26 protein-coding genes and 1 pseudogene are annotated in these 22,308 nt (G+C 55.8%); 14 read left to right on the top strand and 13 right to left on the bottom strand.

What is annotated here, in order from left to right:
* Nucleotides 1-98 precede the first annotated feature (98 nt).
* From der to ACQG0T_RS16645, 4 genes are all read left to right on the top strand, one after another.
* Nucleotides 99-1,571: a ribosome biogenesis GTPase Der gene (gene der / locus ACQG0T_RS16660; RefSeq protein ID WP_252051244.1), complete on the top strand. Its 1,473-nt coding sequence runs from the start codon at nt 99-101 to the stop codon at nt 1,569-1,571.
* Between the two features lie 299 nt (nt 1,572-1,870).
* The gene (locus tag ACQG0T_RS16655; RefSeq protein ID WP_015572174.1) at nt 1,871-3,412 is read left to right on the top strand and encodes a peptide MFS transporter; all 1,542 of its coding nucleotides are present in this window, start codon (nt 1,871-1,873) and stop codon (nt 3,410-3,412) included.
* 61 nt (nt 3,413-3,473) lie between these two features.
* Nucleotides 3,474-4,508 (top strand): Gfo/Idh/MocA family oxidoreductase, encoded by a 1,035-nt coding sequence (locus ACQG0T_RS16650; RefSeq protein WP_032102799.1) that lies wholly within the window; start codon nt 3,474-3,476, stop codon nt 4,506-4,508.
* 50 nt (nt 4,509-4,558) lie between these two features.
* Nucleotides 4,559-4,780: a zinc ribbon domain-containing protein gene (locus tag ACQG0T_RS16645; protein ID WP_015572176.1), complete on the top strand. Its 222-nt coding sequence runs from the start codon at nt 4,559-4,561 to the stop codon at nt 4,778-4,780.
* Here ACQG0T_RS16645 and ACQG0T_RS16640 read toward each other — a convergent pair.
* From ACQG0T_RS16640 to xseA, 3 genes are read right to left on the bottom strand one after another with little or no spacing between them, the layout of a single operon-like run.
* Nucleotides 4,777-5,127 carry a protealysin inhibitor emfourin gene (locus ACQG0T_RS16640; protein WP_006811517.1) on the bottom strand — a complete coding sequence of 117 codons (351 nt, stop codon included), beginning with the start codon at nt 5,125-5,127 and terminating at the stop codon, nt 4,777-4,779. The genes ACQG0T_RS16645 and ACQG0T_RS16640 overlap by 4 nt on opposite strands.
* Nucleotides 5,128-6,147, bottom strand: coding sequence for a M4 family metallopeptidase (locus ACQG0T_RS16635; protein WP_017383522.1), 1,020 nt, complete (start codon nt 6,145-6,147; stop codon nt 5,128-5,130). It lies immediately after the preceding gene.
* Between the two features lie 58 nt (nt 6,148-6,205).
* A complete protein-coding gene (gene xseA, locus ACQG0T_RS16630) occupies nt 6,206-7,579 on the bottom strand; it encodes an exodeoxyribonuclease VII large subunit (protein ID WP_032102796.1) in 1,374 nt (457 codons plus the stop codon).
* A 159-nt stretch (nt 7,580-7,738) separates the two neighbouring features.
* Between xseA and guaB the strand changes: the two genes are divergently transcribed.
* The 3 genes from guaB to ACQG0T_RS16615 all read left to right on the top strand — a co-directional run bounded on the left by guaB (nt 7,739) and on the right by ACQG0T_RS16615 (nt 12,296).
* Nucleotides 7,739-9,205 carry an IMP dehydrogenase gene (guaB, locus tag ACQG0T_RS16625; RefSeq protein WP_003860601.1) on the top strand — a complete coding sequence of 489 codons (1,467 nt, stop codon included), beginning with the start codon at nt 7,739-7,741 and terminating at the stop codon, nt 9,203-9,205.
* A gap of 67 nt (nt 9,206-9,272) precedes the next feature.
* Nucleotides 9,273-10,850 carry a glutamine-hydrolyzing GMP synthase gene (gene guaA / locus ACQG0T_RS16620; protein WP_150318858.1) on the top strand — a complete coding sequence of 526 codons (1,578 nt, stop codon included), beginning with the start codon at nt 9,273-9,275 and terminating at the stop codon, nt 10,848-10,850.
* A 192-nt stretch (nt 10,851-11,042) separates the two neighbouring features.
* Entirely contained in the window at nt 11,043-12,296 is a 1,254-nt protein-coding gene (locus tag ACQG0T_RS16615; protein WP_426723853.1) for a tyrosine-type recombinase/integrase, read from the top strand.
* On the opposite strand, the gene ACQG0T_RS16610 is transcribed toward ACQG0T_RS16615, so the two are convergent.
* The 10 genes from ACQG0T_RS16610 to ACQG0T_RS16565 form a co-directional block, all read right to left on the bottom strand.
* Nucleotides 12,293-13,423, bottom strand: coding sequence for a DNA-methyltransferase (locus tag ACQG0T_RS16610; protein WP_426723852.1), 1,131 nt, complete (start codon nt 13,421-13,423; stop codon nt 12,293-12,295). The genes ACQG0T_RS16615 and ACQG0T_RS16610 overlap by 4 nt on opposite strands.
* Nucleotides 13,420-13,578, bottom strand: a complete 159-nt coding sequence (locus tag ACQG0T_RS16605) for a DUF1317 family protein (protein ID WP_426723851.1) — start codon at nt 13,576-13,578, stop codon at nt 13,420-13,422. The genes ACQG0T_RS16610 and ACQG0T_RS16605 overlap by 4 nt, the downstream gene beginning before the upstream one ends.
* A complete protein-coding gene (locus ACQG0T_RS16600) occupies nt 13,571-13,867 on the bottom strand; it encodes a PerC family transcriptional regulator (protein WP_032634921.1) in 297 nt (98 codons plus the stop codon). Before ACQG0T_RS16600 ends, ACQG0T_RS16605 begins: the two co-directional genes overlap by 8 nt.
* A 109-nt stretch (nt 13,868-13,976) precedes the next feature.
* Complete coding sequence (locus ACQG0T_RS16595) at nt 13,977-14,240, bottom strand: helix-turn-helix transcriptional regulator (RefSeq protein ID WP_128297611.1); 264 nt, start codon at nt 14,238-14,240, stop codon at nt 13,977-13,979.
* 49 nt (nt 14,241-14,289) lie between these two features.
* Complete coding sequence (locus ACQG0T_RS16590; protein WP_426723850.1) at nt 14,290-15,177, bottom strand: RecT family recombinase; 888 nt, start codon at nt 15,175-15,177, stop codon at nt 14,290-14,292.
* Nucleotides 15,174-15,995 (bottom strand): PD-(D/E)XK nuclease-like domain-containing protein, encoded by an 822-nt coding sequence (locus tag ACQG0T_RS16585; RefSeq protein WP_426723849.1) that lies wholly within the window; start codon nt 15,993-15,995, stop codon nt 15,174-15,176. Before ACQG0T_RS16585 ends, ACQG0T_RS16590 begins: the two co-directional genes overlap by 4 nt.
* Nucleotides 15,992-16,291, bottom strand: coding sequence for a hypothetical protein (locus ACQG0T_RS16580; protein WP_232933405.1), 300 nt, complete (start codon nt 16,289-16,291; stop codon nt 15,992-15,994). Before ACQG0T_RS16580 ends, ACQG0T_RS16585 begins: the two co-directional genes overlap by 4 nt.
* A 7-nt stretch (nt 16,292-16,298) precedes the next feature.
* On the bottom strand, nt 16,299-17,366 hold the full coding sequence (locus tag ACQG0T_RS16575; protein WP_180244363.1) for a hypothetical protein: 1,068 nt from the start codon (nt 17,364-17,366) through the stop codon (nt 16,299-16,301).
* Nucleotides 17,363-17,512: a hypothetical protein gene (locus ACQG0T_RS16570; protein WP_162843058.1), complete on the bottom strand. Its 150-nt coding sequence runs from the start codon at nt 17,510-17,512 to the stop codon at nt 17,363-17,365. Before ACQG0T_RS16570 ends, ACQG0T_RS16575 begins: the two co-directional genes overlap by 4 nt.
* A 151-nt stretch (nt 17,513-17,663) precedes the next feature.
* Nucleotides 17,664-18,254, bottom strand: a complete 591-nt coding sequence (locus ACQG0T_RS16565; RefSeq protein ID WP_426723848.1) for a helix-turn-helix domain-containing protein — start codon at nt 18,252-18,254, stop codon at nt 17,664-17,666.
* A 154-nt stretch (nt 18,255-18,408) separates the two neighbouring features.
* Between ACQG0T_RS16565 and ACQG0T_RS16560 the strand changes: the two genes are divergently transcribed.
* The 7 genes and pseudogenes from ACQG0T_RS16560 to ACQG0T_RS16530 all read left to right on the top strand — a co-directional run.
* Nucleotides 18,409-18,639 carry a hypothetical protein gene (locus tag ACQG0T_RS16560; RefSeq protein WP_032634928.1) on the top strand — a complete coding sequence of 77 codons (231 nt, stop codon included), beginning with the start codon at nt 18,409-18,411 and terminating at the stop codon, nt 18,637-18,639.
* Between the two features lie 342 nt (nt 18,640-18,981).
* On the top strand, nt 18,982-19,956 hold the full coding sequence (locus ACQG0T_RS16555; RefSeq protein WP_426723847.1) for a DNA cytosine methyltransferase: 975 nt from the start codon (nt 18,982-18,984) through the stop codon (nt 19,954-19,956).
* Nucleotides 19,946-20,776, top strand: coding sequence for a DnaT-like ssDNA-binding domain-containing protein (locus ACQG0T_RS16550; RefSeq protein WP_426723846.1), 831 nt, complete (start codon nt 19,946-19,948; stop codon nt 20,774-20,776). The genes ACQG0T_RS16555 and ACQG0T_RS16550 overlap by 11 nt, the downstream gene beginning before the upstream one ends.
* Nucleotides 20,777-20,896: 120 nt before the next feature.
* Nucleotides 20,897-21,361, top strand: a complete 465-nt coding sequence (locus ACQG0T_RS16545) for a crossover junction endodeoxyribonuclease RuvC (protein WP_426723845.1) — start codon at nt 20,897-20,899, stop codon at nt 21,359-21,361.
* 146 nt (nt 21,362-21,507) lie between these two features.
* Complete coding sequence (locus tag ACQG0T_RS16540) at nt 21,508-21,819, top strand: hypothetical protein (protein ID WP_426723844.1); 312 nt, start codon at nt 21,508-21,510, stop codon at nt 21,817-21,819.
* A complete protein-coding gene (locus ACQG0T_RS16535) occupies nt 21,816-22,034 on the top strand; it encodes a hypothetical protein (RefSeq protein ID WP_426723843.1) in 219 nt (72 codons plus the stop codon). Before ACQG0T_RS16540 ends, ACQG0T_RS16535 begins: the two co-directional genes overlap by 4 nt.
* Nucleotides 22,031-22,276 (top strand): annotated as a pseudogene (locus tag ACQG0T_RS16530) (ead/Ea22-like family protein); the annotation flags it as partial. The gene ACQG0T_RS16535 and the pseudogene ACQG0T_RS16530, both read left to right, overlap by 4 nt.
* Between the last annotated feature and the right edge of the window lie 32 nt (nt 22,277-22,308).

Below are 22,308 nucleotides of genomic sequence, written 5' to 3'. Positions count from 1 at the left end.
TAGTATACTAAACGGCTCCTGTTCACTCAGGAGCCGTTTTGACATTTTTAAAAACGCTGCGAAAGCGACGTTATTTTGAATTTTATGAGGCTTCAAACATGGTACCTGTGGTCGCGCTTGTCGGGCGCCCTAACGTTGGAAAATCCACTCTTTTTAACCGTTTAACACGCACCCGTGATGCGCTGGTTGCGGATTTCCCGGGGCTGACGCGTGACCGTAAGTACGGTCGTGCAGAGGTGGAAGGACGCGAGTTCATCTGTATCGATACCGGGGGTATTGACGGTACGGAAGACGGCGTAGAAACCCGCATGGCAGAGCAATCTCTGCTGGCTATCGAAGAAGCGGATGTGGTTCTGTTTATGGTGGATGCTCGCGCTGGCCTGATGCCCGCGGATTCTGCTATCGCTAAACATCTGCGTTCACGCGAAAAGCCAACCTTCCTGGTGGCGAACAAAACTGACGGCATCGATGCCGATCAGGCTGTTGCGGATTTCTGGTCTTTAGGCCTGGGCGATATTTATCCTATCGCGGCCTCGCATGGTCGTGGCGTTACCAGCCTGCTGGAAACCGTTCTGCTGCCGTGGGTAGATGAAGTGAACCCGCCGGAAGAGGTGGACGAGGACGCTGAATACTGGGCGCAGTTTGAAGCCGGAGAGGAAGGCGAGGAAGAGCCGGAAGACGACTTCAACCCGCAGGATCTGCCTATCAAGCTGGCTATCGTGGGTCGCCCAAACGTAGGTAAGTCTACGCTTACTAACCGTATTCTCGGTGAAGAGCGCGTGGTGGTTTACGACATGCCAGGCACAACGCGTGACAGCATTTACATTCCAATGCAGCGCGATGAACGTGAGTACGTACTTATCGACACCGCAGGGGTGCGTAAGCGCGGGAAAATCACCGATGTGGTGGAAAAATTCTCGGTGATCAAAACCCTTCAGGCGATTGAAGACGCCAACGTGGTGCTGCTGGTCATCGACGCACGTGAAGGTATCTCCGATCAGGATCTCTCTCTGCTCGGCTTTATCCTCAATAGTGGGCGCTCGCTGGTTATCGTCGTCAACAAGTGGGACGGTTTGAGCAATGAAGTGCGCGAGCAGGTGAAAGAGACGCTGGACTTCCGTCTGGGCTTTATCGACTTTGCCCGCGTTCACTTCATCTCTGCCCTGCACGGGAGTGGTGTTGGCAACCTGTTCGAATCCGTTCGTGAAGCCTATGAGAGCTCTACCCGCCGTCAGAGCACGGCGATGCTGACCCGTATCATGAACATGGCTGCTGAAGACCACCAGCCGCCGCTGGTGCGCGGTCGTCGCGTGAAGCTGAAATATGCTCACGCCGGGGGGTATAACCCGCCTATCGTGGTGATCCACGGTAACCAGGTGAAGGATCTGCCGGACTCCTACAAACGCTACCTGATGAACTACTTCCGCAAGTCGCTGGACGTGATGGGTACGCCTATCCGTATTCAGTTCAAGGAAGGGGAGAACCCGTTTGCGAATAAACGCAACACCCTGACGCCGAACCAGATGCGTAAGCGTAAGCGTTTGATTAAGCACATTAAGAAAAGCAAATAATTCTTACCGAACTCACTAAAACCCGCGCCTGTCGCGGGTTTTTTTCGCCCATTCAAAAGGCCTGCCTTCCCTGTGTGATGTCAATCACTATTCGCTTTTAACCATGTTTATATCTAAGAAAGTAGACAATCATCGAATTTTCGTCTTAAAGTCCAGGGTTCGGGACTAGACAAAACTAGCGCCTGGTTATCAAATGGTTAACCAACATTTCGCCGCATGTAAAAAATCGATCGGATACGTAACCGTTCGGCGTACATGCTGGTGTTTACAAGCACGACACATACCTTTTCGGGAGAATTATGCAATCCTCTGTTAATCAAAAAGAGAGCCGAACCTTCTTCGGCCATCCTTATCCGCTCGGTTCGCTGTTCTTCACCGAGATGTGGGAGCGTTTTTCGTTTTACGGTATTCGCCCGCTACTGATTCTGTTTATGGCCGCCACCGTGTATGACGGCGGAATGGGCCTGGCGCGTGAAAACGCCTCGGCGATTGTCGGCATCTTTGCCGGCACCATGTACCTCGCTGCGCTGCCGGGCGGCTGGCTGGCGGATAACTGGCTCGGCCAGCAGCGGGCCGTCTGGTACGGTTCGATTTTGATTGCGCTCGGGCACCTGTCGATCGCCCTGTCGGCCATCATGGGCGACAACCTGTTCTTCATCGGCCTGATGTTTATCGTGCTCGGCTCCGGCCTGTTCAAGACCTGTATCTCGGTCATGGTCGGCACCCTGTATAAAAAAGGCGATGCGCGTCGTGACGGCGGTTTCTCGCTGTTCTATATGGGCATCAACATGGGCTCGTTCATTGCCCCTCTGATTTCCGGCTGGCTGATTAAAACCCACGGCTGGCACTGGGGCTTTGGTATCGGTGGTATCGGGATGCTGGTCGCCCTGATTATCTTCCGCGTGTTTGCCGTTCCGGCCATGAAGCGCTACGACAGTGAAGTCGGTCTGGACTCCACCTGGAACAGTCCGGTAGTGAAACGTAACGGCGTGGGTGCCTGGCTGCTGGCGCTGGCTGTGGGTGTTGCAATCATCGTAACGTTGATTGCCCAGGGCGTGATTGTGATTAATCCGGTCGCGGTCGCCAGCGTGCTGGTGTATGTGATTGCCGCCTCCGTCGCGCTCTACTTCATCTATCTGTTCATCTTCGCCGGGCTGAATCGCAAAGAGCGCGCAAGGCTGCTGGTGTGCTTTATTCTGCTGGTCTCCGCCGCGTTCTTCTGGTCCGCGTTCGAGCAGAAGCCAACCTCCTTCAACCTGTTCGCCAACGACTACACTAACCGCATGATCGGTGATTTTGAGATCCCGGCGGTGTGGTTCCAGTCGATCAATGCCCTGTTCATCATTCTGCTGGCCCCGGTATTTAGCTGGGCATGGCCGAAGCTGGCGAGCAAAAACATTCGTCCGAGCAGCATCACCAAGTTCGTGATCGGCATTCTGTGCGCGGCGGCGGGCTTTGGCCTGATGATGCTGGCGGCGCAGAACGTGCTGAGCAACGGTGGGGCAGGGGTTTCTCCGTTCTGGCTGGTGGGCAGTATCCTGATGCTGACGCTCGGGGAACTGTGCCTGAGTCCGATTGGTCTTGCGACCATGACCCTGCTGGCGCCGGAGAGAATGCGCGGCCAGATGATGGGCCTGTGGTTCTGCGCCAGTGCGCTGGGTAACCTGGCTGCGGGGCTGATTGGTGGTCACGTGAAGGCCGACCAGCTGGATATGCTGCCAGACCTCTTTGCCCGTTGCTCCATTGCGCTGCTGATTTGTGCTGCGGTGCTGATCGTCCTCATTGTTCCGGTGCGCCGCATGCTGGAAAATGCGCAGACTAAACCGGCCGCTAACGCCTGATAAACCTCGACCTTGCCGGGGTGGCGTTATGCCCCGGCAATTGACTTAACGAGGTAAGAACATGCTGTTAGGGTTTGTTGGGCTTGGTGCTGTGGTTGAAACGGCTTACTTACCGGCAATACGAAATCTTTTTCCTGATACTCCGCGCTGTTTAGGTTTTGATATTCATCCCGAGAAGCAGCCTGAAGGGGTCACACGTTGCGCGTCGCTCGGTGAACTTCTTTCCCACCCGCTGGATACCCTGTTTATCACCACTTCCTCCCTGTACCATCTCGAGGTACTTGAGCAGGCGCTGGCCTCACCCGCGTCGCGTATTGTGGTAGAAAAACCGATTGTCGCCACGCTGCCCCAAATTGAAAAACTGAAAGCGCTGCTGGCTCAACCGGGAGCCGCCGACCGCGTGCTGGCGCTCGATCACTGGATGGCGCGTCTCGATAGCGTAAAGCAATCACTGGTCGCTCATGTTTCTGACATCGTCAAAATCGAAGGTTTTTTGCAGGAGCCAAGCGGGTATAACGCCGAAGGAGAGCCCATTGCGCTCAACTTCGCCACCGGCGAGCCAGACGCGCGAACGCTTCGCCATCCAGATGGTGTGATTCTGGATATCGGTACGCACGTGCTGGCGATGCTGCGTGAAACGGTGCTTTACCTGGGCGGCAGTGACGATATGACGTTGCAGGTGGTGACAGCAAAAGACCGCCTGGGCCGCGAAATCGCAACGGGCGATCTGACCACGGCGGAAGGCGAGGCGCATTTGCAGGGAAGCATCAGCGGCGTGCCGGTGGACATCTGGCTTAACAAATACGCGGGACCTGCGGGCGGGCAAAAGGGATTACGCTTCCATTTGCGCGACGGGCGTATCGTCAGCCACGACCGACGCGGCGCAGAAGATGTGCTGGAGCTGATTAAGGGTAAAGAAATTCAGCGCTGGCATATTCCCGGTACGATCTACGAGCATTGCCTTGCGGAGCATATTCTGGGGGCAAAAAGTCTCTTTGAACGGGATCCGCACCAGGTGAGCCGCACGACGCGCCGCAGGGTCGAGGAGGTGACGCTGCTGCTGACCTTACAGCAACAGTTGCGTGGCCCGCACTGAACGCGACGTGGTAAAATTATCGCAGACCTGAACGCTTTGAAGGAGTCACCATGACGATTACCTGCCCGGATTGCCAGACACCGCTGGAGCCCCTGAACGGGGTAGCGCACTGCGAAAGTTGTAATAAAGATATCGCGCTCGAAGCCCGCTGCCCGGAGTGTCATCAGCCACTCCAGGTACTAAAAGCCTGCGGTGCGGTGGACTATTTTTGCCAGAACGGCCACGGTCTTATCTCTAAAAAACGCGTGGAGTTTGTTCGGGCCGAAGGTTAATCGCACACGCAGCCTTCACCTTTCTGCCACAGTTCCACCAGCGACTCGGGTGCTTCCTGCTCGGGTACCAGCACGATGATATCGGCGTAGTGCGCCTGATTTTGGCCGGTCCAGATAATCTGGATGCGGAAATAGCGCTGGTCACCGCTGCCGGGGGAAGAGGCTTGCCCGGGCGGCTGGCCGCGCGGGAAAGCCTGCTCAAGAATGCTCACCAGGCGCTGGCGCTGGGCCTCATTAAGCGAGGAGAGCGCAATGGTGCGCTGGCCGCTCAGTTTAGGGATAAAGGCGACGCCGCCTTCCCGGGCCAGCTCAACCACGGCGTCATCCGTCAGTTCCGGAACCTGCATTTACAGCACTCCTACCTGTTCCCAGGCTTGTTTTATAGCCGCCCCAACGTCGCTACCGGAGCGTTTCTCGCCGTGCGCGATCGTCAGTTTTGCGAAAGCGTCAAAATCCGCATCCTGCGCCAGGTTGCGATCGCAAACCGTGTCGTACCAGGCATAACCCGCTTTTTCCCAGGCGTAGCCACCGATCGCCGTTGCGGCCAGGTAAAACGCGCGGTTGGGGATGCCGGAGTTAAGATGCACGCCACCGTTATCCTCGCGCGTCTTGATGAAGTCTTTCATGTGCGCGGGCTGCGGGTCTTTGCCGAGCAGCGGATCGTCGTAGGCGGTACCGGGTTCAGACATGGAACGTAGCCCTTTGCCGTTAATCCCCGCTGCCAGCAGCCCTTCACCAATGAGCCAGTCTGCTTTATCGGCGGTTTGCTTAAGATGGTATTGCTTCACCAGCGAGCCGAACACGTCTGATAAGGACTCGTTCAGCGCGCCCGACTGCTCAAAATAGATCAGTCCGGCTTCGGTCTCGGTCACGCCGTGGCTCAGCTCATGCGCCACCACGTCGATGGCAATGGTGAAGCGGTTGAAGATTTCTCCGTCACCGTCGCCAAAGACCATCTGCTGGCCGTTCCAGAAGGCGTTCTGATATTCCCGGCCATAGTGCACGGTGCCGGTGAGGATCAGCCCTTTGTTATCGAGCGAATCGCGCTGATATTCTTTCCAGAAGAAATCATGGGTGATACCCAGATAATCGTACGCTTCATCCACCGCCACATCGCCGTTGGAGGGCTGGCCTTCATAGCGCACCTGGCTACCCGGCAGCTCCTGGGTCTGTTTCGCATCGTAGATGTCACGCTCAAGCTGACCGGCTTTATTCACATGCGGCGCGGCGGGTTTGCCCGGCATATGGGCCATCAGCGTCTGGACGTGGGTTAAGGTCTGACGGGCGCAGCGCTGCTGCGGCTCAGAACCGCTTTCGATAATTCGACGAAGAATATACGGAGGGATGACGCTATGAAGATGGGGCATGCTGCTCTCCTTATTAAAAAAGGCAATAGCAGCAGTATAGTTTGTAACCGGCGAAGATTTATCCGCTTTTACGCTGGCGCGTTTTTTTCACCGGTTTGATCTCTTTCACCTCACTCTCGACCCAGCCGTCAGAAAGCCGGGTGGTGAGCACATCCCCGGCTTTAACCTGTTTCGTTTGTTTCAGCACTTTGCCGTCCGTCGCGGTGGTCACACTATAGCCGCGAGCCAGCGTGGAGAGCGGGCTGACGGCTTCCAGATGGGTGACCGCATTGCCAAAACGCTCGCGGGTGGCGCTCAGGCGTGAGCGGATATTTTCCGCGAGGCGGAACTCAAGCTGCTGGATCCGCGTTTGCGCGCGATAAATCTTCGGCTGCGGATTCTGCTGGTTCAGACGCTGCGTCGTGCGCTGCTGGCGCGATACCGCCCGCTTAAGCTGGTTATCCAGCGCGAAGTTCATCCGCTGACGCAGACGTTCCAGCACGGTTTGCTGACGCGCCAGACGCAATTGCGGATGCTGCTGTTGCAGACGATGGTGAAGCTGGGTAAAGCGGCGGGTACGGTTGGCGAGGAAGTAGTCCATCGCCATCTCCAGGCGCTGCTGCCCGTTCTGGATCTGACGCAGCAGCTCCAGCTGGTTACGGCTGACCACCTCTGCCGCCGCGGACGGCGTGGGCGCGCGTAAATCCGCGACAAAATCGGCAATCGTCACATCCGTTTCGTGACCGACGGCACTTACCACCGGGATAAGGCTGGCAAAGATTGCCCGCGCCACGCGCTCGTCGTTAAAGCTCCAAAGGTCTTCCAGCGAGCCGCCGCCGCGCCCAACGATTAATACATCACACTCCTGACGGGCATTTGCCAGTTCAATCGCGCGCACGATCTGCCCCGGCGCATCGTCACCCTGAACGGCAGTTGGGTAAATAATGACGGGCAGGGAAGGGTCACGGCGCTTCAGGACGTGCAAAATATCGTGCAGGGCCGCACCGGTTTTCGAGGTGATAACCCCAACGCAGTGGGCAGGTGAGGGCAGGGGCTTTTTAAACTGCTGGTCGAACAATCCCTCAGCCGAAAGCATGGCTTTTAGCTGCTCGTACTTCTGCTGCAATAAGCCTTCACCGGCGGGCTGCATGCTCTCGACGATAATCTGATAATCGCCGCGCGGCTCATACAGGGTAATATTGGCGCGAACCAGAACCTGCTGGCCATGCTGAGGACGGAACGTCACGCGACGGTTGCTGTTGCGGAACATCGCGCAGCGCACCTGAGCGGTGTCGTCTTTCAGCGTAAAGTACCAGTGACCGGAAGCAGGCTGCGTGAAGTTAGAGATTTCACCGCTGATCCAGACCTGTCCCATTTCCTGCTCAAGCAGCAAACGCACCGTCTGATTAAGGCGGCTGACAGTATAAATTGAGGGGGATTGAGAGGATAACATGTGAGCGGGATCAAATTCTAAATCAGCAAGTTATTCAGTCGATAGTAACCTGCTGAGAGGTGAGCGCAAGCATTTTTTTCAAAAAAGTGTGGATGCAATCGGTTACGCTCTGTATAATGCCACGGCAATATTTAACCACCCAGGTCAGAGATATTGCCCATGCTACGTATCGCTAAAGAAGCACTGACGTTTGACGACGTCCTCCTCGTTCCCGCTCACTCCACCGTTCTGCCGAATACTGCCGACCTCAGCACGCAGTTGACGAAAACCATTCGTCTGAACATTCCTATGCTCTCCGCAGCAATGGACACCGTGACTGAAGCGCGTCTGGCTATCGCCCTGGCACAGGAAGGCGGCATTGGCTTTATCCACAAAAACATGTCTATCGAGCGTCAGGCGGAAGAAGTTCGCCGCGTGAAGAAGCATGAATCCGGTATCGTGTCCGATCCTCAGACCGTTCTGCCAACCACCACGCTGCACGAAGTGAAAGCCCTGACCGAGCGTAACGGCTTTGCAGGCTATCCGGTAGTCACTGAAGACAACGAACTGGTGGGTATCATTACCGGTCGTGACGTGCGTTTCGTGACTGACCTGAACCAGCCTGTCAGCGTCTACATGACGCCAAAAGAGCGTCTGGTGACCGTGCGTGAAGGCGAAACCCGCGACGTGGTGCTGGCGAAAATGCACGAAAAACGCGTTGAGAAAGCGCTGGTTGTGGACGCGAACTTCCACCTGCGCGGCATGATCACCGTTAAAGATTTCCAGAAAGCAGAACGTAAACCGAACGCCTGTAAAGACGAGCATGGCCGTCTGCGCGTCGGCGCTGCGGTTGGCGCAGGTGCGGGTAACGAAGAGCGCGTTGACGCGCTGGTTGCTGCGGGCGTTGACGTGCTGCTGATTGACTCCTCCCACGGCCACTCCGAAGGCGTTCTGCAACGTATTCGTGAAACCCGTGCTAAATACCCGGATCTCCAGATCATCGGCGGTAACGTAGCAACCGGCGCAGGCGCTCGCGCGCTGGCGGAAGCGGGTTGCAGCGCGGTGAAAGTGGGTATCGGTCCTGGCTCTATCTGTACCACCCGTATCGTCACCGGCGTAGGCGTGCCGCAGATCACCGCGGTTTCTGACGCGGTTGAAGCGCTGGAAGGTACCGGTATTCCGGTAATCGCGGACGGCGGTATCCGTTTCTCTGGCGACATCGCCAAAGCGATCGCCGCAGGTGCCGCAGCCGTGATGGTGGGCTCCATGCTGGCCGGTACCGAAGAATCCCCGGGTGAAATCGAACTCTACCAGGGGCGTTCTTATAAATCCTACCGCGGTATGGGCTCCCTGGGCGCGATGTCTAAAGGTTCCTCTGACCGTTACTTCCAGACCGATAACGCTGCTGACAAACTGGTGCCGGAAGGTATTGAAGGCCGCGTGGCGTATAAAGGCCGCCTGAAAGAGATCATTCACCAGCAGATGGGCGGCCTGCGCTCCTGTATGGGGCTGACCGGCTGTGGTACCATTGACCTGCTGCGTACCAAAGCGGAATTCGTACGCATCAGCGGTGCGGGTATCCAGGAGAGCCACGTTCACGACGTGACGATCACCAAAGAGTCCCCGAACTACCGTCTGGGCTCCTGATAAATTTCCGCGCCCGGCTCAATGCCGGGCGCTTTGTTTTGTTTCACTTGCCTCGGAATTAGCGTCAATGACGGAAAACATTCATAAACATCGCATTCTCATCCTGGACTTTGGTTCTCAGTACACTCAGCTGGTGGCGCGCCGCGTGCGTGAACTGGGCGTTTACTGTGAGCTGTGGGCGTGGGATGTCACGGAAGCACAGATTCGCGAGTTCAATCCAAGCGGCATCATCCTGTCCGGCGGCCCGGAAAGCACTACCGAAGAGAACAGCCCGCGTGCGCCGCAGTACGTGTTCGAAGCGGGCGTACCGGTGTTCGGCGTTTGCTACGGCATGCAGACCATGGCGATGCAGCTGGGCGGCCACGTAGAAGGCTCTAACGAGCGTGAGTTCGGCTACGCACAGGTTGAAGTCGTCACCGACAGCGCGCTGGTGCGCGGTATCGAAGACTCCCTGACCGCAGACGGCAAACCGCTGCTGGACGTGTGGATGAGCCACGGCGACAAAGTCACCGCTATCCCGTCCGACTTCGTGACCGTTGCCAGCACTGAAAGCTGCCCGTTCGCCATCATGGCGAACGAAGAAAAACGCTTCTACGGCGTGCAGTTCCACCCGGAAGTGACCCACACCCGTCAGGGTATGCGCATGCTGGAGCGCTTCGTGCGTGACATCTGCCAGTGTGAAGCCCTGTGGACCCCGGCAAAAATCATCGACGATGCCGTGGAGCGTATCCGCCAGCAGGTTGGTGATGACAAAGTGATCCTCGGCCTCTCCGGCGGCGTGGACTCCTCCGTAACCGCGATGCTGCTGCACCGCGCCATCGGTAAAAACCTGACCTGCGTCTTCGTGGACAACGGTCTGCTGCGTCTGAACGAAGCCCAGCAGGTTATGGACATGTTTGGCGACCACTTCGGTCTGAACATCGTTCACGTGGAAGGCGAGCAGCGCTTCCTGGACGCGCTGAAAGGCGAGAACGATCCGGAAGCGAAACGTAAAATCATCGGTCGCGTGTTCGTGGAAGTGTTCGACGAAGAAGCGCTGAAGCTGGAAGATGTGAAATGGCTGGCGCAGGGCACCATCTACCCTGACGTGATCGAGTCTGCGGCCTCCGCCACCGGTAAAGCGCACGTCATCAAATCTCACCACAACGTGGGCGGCCTGCCGAAAGAGATGAAGATGGGCCTGGTTGAACCGCTGCGTGAGCTGTTCAAAGACGAAGTGCGTAAGATTGGCCTGGAACTGGGTCTGCCGTACGACATGCTCTACCGTCACCCGTTCCCGGGCCCGGGTCTCGGCGTACGCGTGCTGGGCGAAGTGAAGAAAGAGTTCTGCGACCTGCTGCGTCGCGCGGACGCGATCTTCATCGAAGAGCTGCACAAAGCTGACCTGTACAACAAAGTGAGCCAGGCGTTCACCGTGTTCCTGCCGGTTCGCTCTGTCGGCGTGATGGGCGATGGCCGTAAGTACGACTGGGTTGTTTCCCTGCGTGCGGTGGAAACCATCGACTTCATGACCGCGCACTGGGCGCACCTGCCGTATGACTTCTTAGGCCGCGTGTCTAACCGCATCATCAACGAAGTGAACGGCATTTCCCGCGTGGTGTATGACATCAGCGGCAAGCCACCGGCGACGATCGAGTGGGAATGATGTATAGCTAGTTCATAGCACATCATATCTATTCAGTTTCATCTCTAACCCTCTGTAATCGAAGAGGGTTTTTGTTTATAACTACTCATATCTATTCACTCTACACCACATTTTTCGACGGTACAGGTGACGGTATTACCCGAAAGGTATACTCTCATACCGATAAAAACATGGATGCATTACGGGTGAATCGTGCTTACCGATACCAAACTGAAAAACCTCAAGCCGCAGGAGAAACTGTATAAGGTTTCCGACCGTGACGGGCTGTATGTCGCCGTGCTCACGTCAGGCTCTGTCTCGTTCCGCTACGACTACCGCATTAATGGCCGCCGGGAAACGCTGGTGATAGGCCAGTACGGTCGTGACGGTATCAGCCTGGCGGAAGCGCGCGAGGAACTCATTGACGCCAAAAAGCTGCTGAAGTCAGGCCAGTCGCCTGCTGCGGCGAAACGTGACGGTATCAGGCAAATCGCCGGGGCCGAAACATTCTCGGTATATACCGACACCTACATGAAACACGTCACCCTGGCAGACAGCACCCGCGCCATGAAGCAGGCAGTGATCGACAGGGATATTCTTCCCGCCCTCGGCAACAAAATGATGACTGAGATAACCACCAGGATGGTGCGCGACCTTTGCGACCGTATCGTCGAGCGTGGCGGCCGGGCAACGGCGATTCAGGTCAGGGAGATAATCAGCAGCGTCTACCGGTACGCCAACGACCGCGGGCATGGTCTGTTCAATCCTGCTGCCGACATTAAGCCATCATCGATCGCCATGTTTAAGCCCCGCGAGCGCACACTGTCGCCTGAGGAAATTGGCATATTCTTCCGTGCGCTGGATGACGTCGGTGCGATGGGAACCATGAAGATGGCGCTGAAGCTGGTACTGCTGACGCTGGTTCGCAAAAGCGAATTTACATACGCGACGTGGGCAGAGATCGATTTCAGGAACTGGACATGGACGATCCCCGCCGACCGAATGAAGGCAAGGCGCGCGCATGTGATTTACCTGCCGAAGCAGGCGCAGGATCTGCTGGTCGGCCTGCAAATGTGCGCTGGTGGCAGTGAATACCTGGTGCCCGGGCGCTACAACTTCCGCAAGCCATTATCGAATGCCGCGCTGAACTCGCTGATAGACCGGACCGTGGCGACCATAAACAAAGACGGCGAGAAGATACAGGATTTCACGGTGCATGACCTGCGCCGGACGGCCAGCACGCTGCTGCACGAAGCGGATTATCCTTCAGACTGGATAGAGAAGGCGCAGGCGCATGAGCAGAAGGGCGTACGCGCGGTGTACAACAAGGCGGAATATGCCCGGCAGCGCGCCTATATGTTGCAGCAGTGGGCGGATATGGTTGATGCCTGGATTAACGGGGAGCACACCGATCTGGTGCCGTTCTCCCCGTCGAAGTTTGAGAAGTGGATGGAAGGAAAGGATTAAGCAGCCTCCGTCGTCTTTTTGAATGAGTGAGCAATTCGCGCAGAAGCGATGGTTACGTAATCCGGGTTCAGGTCGATGCCGATGAAGTTAAACCCTTCCTCTATAGCTGCCCGGCCTGTGCTCCCGCTTCCCATCCACGGATCAAGCACGGTACCGCCAGGCGGAGTAATCAGCCTGCAGAGATAGCTCATCAGGGCGATTGGCTTAACGGTAGGGTGGTTGTTCTTCGCTCCATTGGTACGCCCGGCACCGGCGCGCGGATCGTTAATGCCGACGCTTCCTTCTTTACGTCCGCCGGTCATGTCGCTGGCTGAAGTAGCAATGAACCTCTCGAGGCCTTCATCGCGCTCTTTCGGTTTGACCTTGGCGCAGTAGAAGAACCTGGCGGCGCTCTTGCTGCTATCGATACGTGGAGTTGATTCGTGCCGCCGGTCCATTTGCCCGTAGCAATTCGCCGCACCCATTTTAGAGCTTGGCTCATTGCCGTTAAGCGCTCCTTGCTGGCCTTTCGCATCCGGGAACGCTGACACGACAACATCACTTCCGTCGTGAATGATGTTTGCCGGCCAGCGCCCCTCTGGTGCCTGCTCGTAATCAGCAACAGGTTCTGTGCCGTCGCGCTGATGCGAAAGAAGACCGCCAGCACCTCCATTTAGTGCTTCGTCAGTATGGATGCGACAGGAATCGATATTGATTGCACCGGTACCATGCTCGGCCATGTTCGCTGACACCGTTTTTTTGAATGGCTTGCGAGCCATGACGATAGGTTCGTGAGCAGGCTTTAGAGCAGTTCCCCAGCCATCAAAATCACCATCAAGGTTATGCGACTTGGGGAAGCCGCTGCCGTAAATCCAGAGGATTTGGTCCCTGATTTCGAAACCGGCATCCTCAACGTTAACCACAAGTCGGTGATAGGTTCGCGATCCGCCGAACGCCAGAATGTGTCCGCCAGGCTTGAGAACGCGCAGGCATTCCTGCCACTGCTCTACGGTGGGGACATCATAATCCCATTTGTGGTTCATGAAGCTCAGCCCGTACGGTGGATCCGTAACGATTGCGTCAACAGAGTTATCCGGCAGTGTTTTCAGGACATCCTCGCAACGCCCGACGTGGAGTTGATAGGTCATACCGCCACCTTCTTGCTGTTCATCAGCTCAGCCACGCGCTGAGCCTTCAATGGGTTTCTGATAACGTCGCCGCTTGGTGCTACCCATCCACGGCGGATGATGGAATAGGGCAGTGTGACACTGCCCACGGTGATCCCGTCGTGCGGGTTAGTCATACACCACCCCGCGACATCCGATCCCGCTGTAATCCAGGTGCGGGGTGCGGTTACCTTTGGTGATGCATTGCTGGCGGCGTACAGCGATGCGGGCGCGCTCAACTTCACCTACCGCAGCATCCAGACACTGAAGCCAAAGGCGGGCCGCAATTCGGTAATGACCGCGGCGCTCTCGCTCGATGGCCCGGCTTTCGATCTCCATTGCTTCCGGCGTTACTGCCACCACTCTTTCAACACGGCGCTGCGAGACGTAGTCTTCGTGATAGCGCTCAAGCTTCGTCTTTTTCATTTGATCCAGACCTCTCAACTGATTACCGCAGCCAGCCACATCAGGTAGGCGACCACGGCCAGACACAGGTAAACGTCTGACCATCTGCTGACATGCTTCTTCAGCGCCGTCATGCTGCTGCACTCACGGATGAACCCTTCACAGGACGATACTTCCGCAGCTCAACCGGTGGCTTTTTTCCCTGGAATTCGTCCGGGCTGTTCTTCCTGCGATCGTCAAGCCACTTCTCCACTTCTTCCTGGGTCCATGCCACTTTCCCATCGGTGATGTACCAGCGTTTCGGGAATTCACCATCACGCTCCAGTCGGTCAATCGTGCTCCATGACAGTGGCACCACCTCAAGGAGTTTTTTCTTACTCAATGCACCTTTCATAACTATCTCTCCTGGTTGCAGGTGTGGCGCCACGGCGCCACGGTGGTGATTACATAGGGACTTCGTTCAGCTCATCGCGGCGGATGCTGTATACATCGGTAGCCTTATCCAGCAGATCCTGATTTGCTGATAAACGCTTTGCTACGGCTGTATAAGCTGAATCCAATTCTTCAACGGTGACTGCACCGCCTGCATAAGCAGAAAAATCAGAGAGCAATTTTTCAGGGCTGCGGTCGTCTTTTTTACGGCCAGCATCATGCTCTTCCTGCTTTTGCTCAGGCTTTGAATTGATCAGCTTGTTCATGCCTGATGCTGTGGCAGGTGTCGGCGTGATATCGCGTTCAACGCGTGGAGCCGTTTCCTGCAATTCGTCAGGGGTATACACGCCAAGCAGGACGTCAGGGGAATGCAGACGCGCCCAGCGCTTAACGCAAAGGTATGCGAGCTGCTGACGAGGATCCTGCTCCCACAGAGGGGAGTTACGTACACCGGCCTGTGCCATGCTAATCGTCAGTTCGCGCGGTGCTGATTCCCCTTTCAGAGTCGCCCACACGGTTACGGTCAGGCTCGGCGATTTGTCGGTTTTCCCGTTAACTTTCGACCAGTCACCATCCCAGCGATAATTCAGGCGGGTAGCCAGCAGATTGGAGGAAGATACAACCGCGTTAACCAGTTGCGCTTCGTAGCCCAGGGTGCCGTTAACTACATGTGTTTTCTGTGCCACGGCGAACGGGTTCATCCCCCACTGCGCCGCCTGCATTGTGACTGCCAGGCAATCAGCAGGCTTTCCTGCCAGGTGCTGAGGAACCGTAGCTTTACTCTGTGACATCAGCTCTGCGAAGCGCACCAGTTGATTCATGCCTTCCGGGCTGAAGATTGCCGCGGCGGTACCGACGGTAGCGCCAGGCTGCGATGTGATTGCGATGTCGTTGCTCATACGTACATATCCTGTTTGCGTGCCCATTCAGGGCGTTTAATAATTTCAAATCCACCCCAGTCGCCTGTTTCGCGGCACTGGTGGTAGGTATTCAGATCCCTGCGGAAGAGTGCATGCCCAGCGTCTACGTCCGGCGCATCCAGTTCAAACACACGAACCGGGTAGCGCCCGCAGTCGATGGTTTCGCTTACTGCCAGGAAGAAGAAACCGTGTGGCTCTCCGGTGGTCTGCTGCGCACCTTCGCGGTACATGGCGTCCTGAACGTGGTACCGAAATTCCTCGACGTGGCGGGCGAACCGCTCCATGTCCGCAACCTTCTTCACATCCAGCAACACAGGGTGATACTTCAGGCGCTTATCCGGGCGAATGCGGCACAGTTCGCCAGTTTCAGGATCCGTCCAGTAATGCGATGCTTCACAGAATCCTTCCGCTTCAAGCAGCCAGCGCGCAGCCGGGTGAGCCATCGCGCTGTCGCGCATCAGTTTCAGCTTCCGGCCTTGCTCGGCATCCATAACCGTCATACCCATTCCCGTAACATCATTCAGGAACGCTGCTTCATCCTCTTTGCCGGCGGTGGTGCGGCGGTTGAACTGCGGCGCCACGATGAAGCGTTTATCGAACTCTTCCGGCTCCAGCAGGAGGCAGTGCAGTGCGGTGCCCATATCCAGCGCTTTAAGCTTTTCGGTGTCGACCGGTGCTGATTTCTGCCACTGAAGCAGGGCCGGGCTCAACGCCACCATATCCAGTTGCGACTTACTCACGCCGTCTCCGGCGTGGTAGTCCTCGTTGCTGATGTCGAAATAGATGCCAGGTTTCATGCGGCGTTCCTCGCAGTGTCCAGCTGGTCAGCCAGATCCCACTTCGCGATGATGCTGGTCAGCGCGGCCTGGTACGCTGCGAGAGCTTCTTCAAATTCAGGGCTCATCATCAGCTCTTCCAGAATTTCCGTACGCACGCCTTTGCGCTCCAGCTCGTAGAAAGGTTTCTGCAGCTGGTGGTACTTGATAGCGTCGATCAGCTCTACCTGGCGCTCGTAGTGCAACTGGCTCAGCTGGTAGTCGCTGTCGATTCTGGTCATAATTTTTTTCAGGTTATTAATCTGCTGGATGTTCATACCCACCTCAGTACTTGATAGAGACTGCAGATACCTTCCCGCTGGCTATGGCGATCAGCGCTTTCTCTGCCATTTCCTGCGAAAGACCGCTTTCGATCAGGTCTGCAATAGCCTGACGGTTGATGATGCGGCGGTGCTCTTTGTCAGCTGCGCGGCGAGCTTCTTCGTCGGCGATGCGTTTCTGTTCTGCCAGTCGCGCGGTTTCAGCCTCTTCCTGACGGCGGCGCTCAGCTGCGATAGCGTCGTTCTTTTCCTGCTCCGCTTTTTCCGCAGCAGCTTTTGCTTCACGCTCTGCTTTCTGCTGGGCTTCAATTTTTTCGCGCTCTGCTCGTTCAGTTGCAGCTCGGGCTTCAGCTTCACGGCGTGCAGCAGCATCAATCTCGGCCTGTGCTTTTGCTTCTGCATCACGCTTGGCCTGCTCTGCAGCTTCCCGGCGAATAGCCTCTTCTCGTTCGAGGCGTGCTTTTTCTTCAGCCTCTTTGCGCAGACGTTCAAGCTCAGCTGCTTCATGCTCGCGCTTTTGTGCCACTGCCAGCGATGCTTCCAGCTGCTGAATGGTTGAGTCTTTAGCAACTCCAGCCTCTGCTGCACGCTCCTGCCAGCTGTCATCCAGCACCACGGATTTAGCTTCCAGAATGCGGGCCTGAATATCAGCGGATGGCATGTAGTTACCGGCGGCGTCGATCACTTCAGCCAATGCGCGCAATTCAACAAGGCGCTGCTGCAGAGCTTCGGTGCGTGCCTTTTCCGCGTCTTCCCACTCGGTAAGCGGGCGGCGTACTTCATCGCGAAGCTGATCGCATTCAGTCACGAAGCGGCGCAACTCGGCCTCAACCACTTTCGGTTGCTCCTTCAGACGTTTCAGGTAATCACGGCCCGGCTTTTCAACGGCAGTTTTGCTGCGTGATACCTGGGCGGCCAGTGATGCGATACGGGCGCGGCCTTTGGCGGTGCTCAGGTCAGGAACCTCTTTAACGCCATCACGAATCTGCTCGAGAAACTTTTCCAGACCGTTTTCGACGTAAATGCTTGGCGCCAGGTCCGGCGCGATTTCGATGATTGCTAATTCACTCACTTGCTCACCCCCATATCCATTTCAGTTTTTACTGCCATCTTGGTGACAAATGCCCAGTTGATGGCCTCATGCAGAGTGCGGCACTTGGTGCTCATCAGCCCGCACGCCGTAACGCAGTACCAACCGTTGATGATTTTCCACTGCATAATTCGTTACCTCAGTGTTACCGTTGAGGTAATAATTATCCTTATATGGTTTGATGTCAATAGATATGATTATAAAAAATTACCTTATGGGTAATTGAGTGGGCAATAAAAAAGCCGCGCTATGGCGGCTTAGTATTTGAAATGTATGACTTTACTCTTGCGTTTTACCGTTCTGAACAATCACGAAATCGACGTAGCTCTCAATCTTGCTTTTTTCGCTCTCAGGTAACAATGCGTAGCGGGCCCGGTCGTAATGGATGGTCGCCGGGTCGCGAGGATGGATGAGCAGCTCATAGCCGCGTCGGCCGAACGCGCTGGCGATCGCCTCCAGGGTAGAGATAGAAACGCTAACCTCATTGTTCAGCATGCGGTTGATTGTCGCCTGGGCAACGCCGGACGCTTTCGACAACTTACCCTGGGATGACAGGTCGCGGTTGTTCTGCATCCACACTTCGAGGTTATGCGCCGCCAGCTGGCCGATGTCGGAGGGGGTGATCTCCTCCTGGGGGATGGCAACAGCAGATAATGAGTGATCGACGTCCAGCCAGTTCGACGGCTTGTTTGCTGCCTTCTCAATCTTGCGCGCCACCGTGTCGCCGACAACCTTCTGCCCGCGGGCCCAGCGGTTCACCAGGTTTGCCTGAGTTCCCAGTTTTTCCGCCAGACGAGTCTGCACCCCGTTGAAGTCACGGTCGATGATATCGTTAATATTCTGCCTGCGGATATCCTGAATACTTTTCATGCTCTGGTGAATCGCCTCATATATGAATTAGTTAGTGAGCCAATTAAAAGCGAATTTACCTCACAGGTAAATGCACCCCACAGGTAACAAACCTTGATTTTTATTACCTTCTGGGTGAATATTTGTTATCTGAAATTAATATCAGGCAATAGCTATGAGCGAGAACGAAAAATTCGACTTCAAAAAACACTGGTTGCAACTCACTCCTGATGAGCGAAATGCCTTTGCTGACGAGGCCGGAACGACCAGCCACTACATCCAGACGCATCTGACTGGGCGCCGAAAAATGCCCGGTAAGACATTGATGAATGGGCTGTTTAAGGCATGCAAACAACGCGGGTGGGTCAGAACGAAGCCGGAACTGGCTATCTTCTTCTACGAATAAAACCTCTATCAAACCCCCATCAGGCCGCCTTCTGGCGGTCTTTTCATATCTATTCAGTCCTCTCAGGTAATAATGATCCGAATATGGTTGATCTTTTTTCGGCCATCGCACAAAATTACCGATAACAATAACCAAACGAGGGGCCGTTTTCGTGAAAATCGTCACCAGAATGGAGGCCGCTAAGGCTGGCCTGAACAGATTCTACACCGGCAAAGCCTGCCGGAATGGCCATAAGGCGGAGCGCTACGTACTGAATGGCACCTGTGTTGAGTGCGCACTTCAGAGCGCAAACCGTCACCGCAGCGAGTTCTCATCCGCTCTCAAATCCGCACGGGGTGAAGCATGAAACCCGCAGCGTATTACAACGAAATCGACCCATTTGCAGCGCAGTGGCTGCGTAACCTGATCGCCGGCGGTCATATCGCACCGGGCGAAGTTGATGAAAGGAGTATTGAAGATGTCACACCTGACGACCTGCGAGGCTTCACGCAATGCCACTTCTTCGCCGGAATTGGCGTCTGGTCTCATTCCCTGCGCCTCGCAGGATGGCCTGACGATAAACCAGTCTGGACCGGTTCCTGTCCGTGCCAGCCTTTCAGCGCGGCAGGCAAAGGAGATGGGTTTGCTGACGAGCGGCACCTTTGGCCCCACTTCTTCCACCTCATCAGCGAGCGCAGACCTGAGCATGTCTTTGGCGAACAGGTTGCAGCTGGTAACGCAAATGCATGGTTCGACCTTGTACAAGCTGACCTGGAAGGAATGGGATACGCCTTCGGGCTTGTGCCGTTTGCGGCAGCGGGCGTCGGTGCGCCGCACATCAGAGAACGAGCTTATTGGGTGGCCGAGTCCGCTGGCGAGCAACATCAAAAATTGTTACCAGGACTGGAAAAAGGTAATGGCGAGGAAGGATGCTGGTCGCCAGCCAAATCTACAGGACTTTGCAGTGCTGGCGGCATGGGTGACACCAACTTCACGCGACTGGAAGGACTCGGCAGGAATGACAGCGCAGCGGGAAGGGAAGGACAGGCTGGACCAGCTACCGAGGCAGGCGTACACATGCGGCCCCTTGAGGTTAACGGTTTTTGGCGAGATGCGGACTGGCTCTTATGTCGAGATGGCAAATGGCGGCCAGTTGAACCCGGCACATTCCCGCTGGTTGATGGGGCTGCCGCGCGCCTGGGACGAGTCGAGCCCGGGGTGGCAAGAGTGGCAAGCAGCAACCGCATCGGCCGACTCAAAGGCTACGGTAACGCCATAAACGCACAGGCTGCCGCTGAATTCATCCGGGCTTATATGGGGGTTAGCTATGGCCGGTGACTGGATCAAGATGCGTGCCGACCTGCACACGCACCCAAAAGTTGTCCGCATGGCGTCCGCATTGAAAGCGGACAGATTGCGGATAGTTGGCGGACTACATTCCGCATGGTGTCTTTTCGATGTCCACTCCGTTGACGGTTTGCTTGACGGATACAGTGCGGACACTCTAGACGACCTGATCGGCTTCCCTGGTTTTTCTCGGGCAATGATGGCTGTCGGATGGCTCGAAGAAAATGGCGAAAGCCTAGTAATGCCGCGCTTTGAAGCCCATAACGGGCAGTCTGCCAAGCGTCGAGCACAGGACGCAGACAGGAAGAGAAATGTCCGCAAAGCGTCCGCATCAGAAGCGGACAAAAAGCGGACCAGAGAAGAGAAGAGAAGAGAAGATATAAAAGATAAACCCCACATAGGGGACGAGCAAAATTCACCTGTGGATAACTCTGCTGGTGGCGGTGAACCAGATCCGGATGCGAACAACGCGATGCTGAATGGCTACATTGCGCCTGGCGGAATGGGTGAGTTTGGAAAATTCCAGATGCATGACAACTGGAAGCCAGATCCACAGTTCATCCAGCGCGCTGCGCTGTGGGGCATAGCTCTGAAGACGGAGATAACACCGTTCGAGCTGGCAGACTTCATCACGTACTGGAAAGCGGAGGGCAAGGCATTCCACCACGACCAGTGGCAACAGAAGCTGGCGAGAAGCGTGCAGCAGTCCAGGGCAAGGCCAGTCGCCCAGCAGCAGCGAAGGGATATCAACGACGTTCCGGAGCCGGACAAAGCCATACCGCAGGGATTCAGGGGATACCAGCCCTCATAGCAGCAACGGCGCGGCAGCGCATTTTTTTACGCCAGCATAATTACCTTGCAGGTAACAAAATATGCGCATAGCTATTTATTTTAACTCTAATGTGGATTTAAATTACCTGAGAGGTAAGGCATGACAGCAATTTTAGGGATTGACCCGGGATGCAGCGGGGCACTGGTTCTCGTCACTGAACAGGGCGGCTACATCGACCATCTGGCAATGCCAACCATCAAGGTCGGCACAAAGTCCAGGGTGAACGGCGCAGCGGTAGCTGCATGGGTTCGGCAGTACGGAATCACTCATGCATATCTCGAGCAGGTCGGTGCAATGCCAGGACAGGGAACGGCAAGCATGTTCACGTTCGGGCATGCAGCTGGTGTAGCGGAGGGGATCCTCCAGGGGCTCAGCATTCCGTACACGCTGATAACGCCTCAGGCCTGGAAGAAGTCAGTCGGGCTTATCGGCAGCGACAAGGACGCAGCGCGCAGCAGGGCGATTCAGCTTTACCCGGAACTCAGGGCGCTGGATGCCAAAGCGAAAGGCCAGGCCATCGCGGATGCGCTGTTAATCGCAAGGTTCGGGATCGGCGTTAAATAACGATCCTTTTTGATATCAACGTAATCAATAACTTATACGGGTAAGCGGGGGTAAAGATGGAATGCAATGTGAGTGAACTGGTAAAGCGCGCACATGATCAGTCCGCAGAGCTGAAGGCATCATGCGGCGCCGTCGATGTGCGAGACGTGGCACAACTGATTAGCGATCTGGCAACGCAGTTGGATGTGCAACTGGCTCGTAGTAATGCGCTGGCGGCGGAGAATGCGGGGATTAAAGCTGCGATTGACGCAACTATCAGATGGCAGCAATCAACCGATCCGGAGAATGTCGAAAGCGTTCGAATGCTGGTCGACGTTAAAACCCCAGCAACCGAAGTTATCCTGGCTGATGTAATGGCGCAGGGGGTGGAGATGTTCGCCAAAGAGATGCATGCAGATATCAGCGGTGATGATGCCCGCGAGTTCGCCGCCCAGCTTCGCAAAGGAGTGCAGTCATGAGCAAAGCAAAAGCATTACAGCCAAAATTCAACGTCGGCGATATTGTTAATTACACCGACCGTCAGGGCAGAAAGCAAAGCGGGAAAGTGCGTCATATCGAGGGAAAATGGACCACATTTGGCAGTGCTTACTTGATCTACACCGTTCAGCATCCAAGCTACCGTAATGGGCAGATGCACTGTGGGGAAGATGTTATCGAAGGAGCAGACCAATGAGCATCATCGACAAACAGTCGCTGCGTACGGCAGCAGAAAACGCAACGCCGGGAGAGTGGTGTACTGATGACTACCATGGGGTAATTGCTGATGCCGGTCTGAACGCTAATTACTACATTGCATCATGCTCAGGACCAGATAATCGATCCAATAAGCGCTTCATCGCCGCAGCCAACCCCGCCACAGTTCTGGCGCTGCTGGATGAGCTGGAAGCCAAAGACAAGCAGATTGCAGATTTGAAGGAAGCGTTCCGAATCGCTTTGTCTGCTGCTGG

It is taken from the genome of Enterobacter cloacae complex sp. 302F9 (assembly GCF_050030335.1).
GTDB lineage: Bacteria > Pseudomonadota > Gammaproteobacteria > Enterobacterales > Enterobacteriaceae > Enterobacter > Enterobacter hormaechei_C.
Note: the sequence above shows the minus strand (reverse complement) of the source record. Positions and strands in the feature narration are given on the sequence as shown.

Coding starts and splice junctions, on each gene's coding strand:
- der (WP_252051244.1), top strand. CDS start 99: ATGGTACCTGTGGTCGCGCTTGTCGGGCGCCCTAACGTTGGAAAATCC.
- ACQG0T_RS16655 (WP_015572174.1), top strand. CDS start 1,871: ATGCAATCCTCTGTTAATCAAAAAGAGAGCCGAACCTTCTTCGGCCAT.
- ACQG0T_RS16650 (WP_032102799.1), top strand. CDS start 3,474: ATGCTGTTAGGGTTTGTTGGGCTTGGTGCTGTGGTTGAAACGGCTTAC.
- ACQG0T_RS16645 (WP_015572176.1), top strand. CDS start 4,559: ATGACGATTACCTGCCCGGATTGCCAGACACCGCTGGAGCCCCTGAAC.
- ACQG0T_RS16640 (WP_006811517.1), bottom strand. CDS start 5,127: ATGCAGGTTCCGGAACTGACGGATGACGCCGTGGTTGAGCTGGCCCGG.
- ACQG0T_RS16635 (WP_017383522.1), bottom strand. CDS start 6,147: ATGCCCCATCTTCATAGCGTCATCCCTCCGTATATTCTTCGTCGAATT.
- xseA (WP_032102796.1), bottom strand. CDS start 7,579: ATGTTATCCTCTCAATCCCCCTCAATTTATACTGTCAGCCGCCTTAAT.
- guaB (WP_003860601.1), top strand. CDS start 7,739: ATGCTACGTATCGCTAAAGAAGCACTGACGTTTGACGACGTCCTCCTC.
- guaA (WP_150318858.1), top strand. CDS start 9,273: ATGACGGAAAACATTCATAAACATCGCATTCTCATCCTGGACTTTGGT.
- ACQG0T_RS16610 (WP_426723852.1), bottom strand. CDS start 13,423: ATGACCTATCAACTCCACGTCGGGCGTTGCGAGGATGTCCTGAAAACA.
- ACQG0T_RS16605 (WP_426723851.1), bottom strand. CDS start 13,578: ATGACTAACCCGCACGACGGGATCACCGTGGGCAGTGTCACACTGCCC.
- ACQG0T_RS16600 (WP_032634921.1), bottom strand. CDS start 13,867: ATGAAAAAGACGAAGCTTGAGCGCTATCACGAAGACTACGTCTCGCAG.
- ACQG0T_RS16595 (WP_128297611.1), bottom strand. CDS start 14,240: ATGAAAGGTGCATTGAGTAAGAAAAAACTCCTTGAGGTGGTGCCACTG.
- ACQG0T_RS16590 (WP_426723850.1), bottom strand. CDS start 15,177: ATGAGCAACGACATCGCAATCACATCGCAGCCTGGCGCTACCGTCGGT.
- ACQG0T_RS16585 (WP_426723849.1), bottom strand. CDS start 15,995: ATGAAACCTGGCATCTATTTCGACATCAGCAACGAGGACTACCACGCC.
- ACQG0T_RS16580 (WP_232933405.1), bottom strand. CDS start 16,291: ATGAACATCCAGCAGATTAATAACCTGAAAAAAATTATGACCAGAATC.
- ACQG0T_RS16570 (WP_162843058.1), bottom strand. CDS start 17,512: ATGCAGTGGAAAATCATCAACGGTTGGTACTGCGTTACGGCGTGCGGG.
- ACQG0T_RS16565 (WP_426723848.1), bottom strand. CDS start 18,254: ATGAAAAGTATTCAGGATATCCGCAGGCAGAATATTAACGATATCATC.
- ACQG0T_RS16560 (WP_032634928.1), top strand. CDS start 18,409: ATGAGCGAGAACGAAAAATTCGACTTCAAAAAACACTGGTTGCAACTC.
- ACQG0T_RS16555 (WP_426723847.1), top strand. CDS start 18,982: ATGAAACCCGCAGCGTATTACAACGAAATCGACCCATTTGCAGCGCAG.
- ACQG0T_RS16550 (WP_426723846.1), top strand. CDS start 19,946: ATGGCCGGTGACTGGATCAAGATGCGTGCCGACCTGCACACGCACCCA.
- ACQG0T_RS16545 (WP_426723845.1), top strand. CDS start 20,897: ATGACAGCAATTTTAGGGATTGACCCGGGATGCAGCGGGGCACTGGTT.
- ACQG0T_RS16535 (WP_426723843.1), top strand. CDS start 21,816: ATGAGCAAAGCAAAAGCATTACAGCCAAAATTCAACGTCGGCGATATT.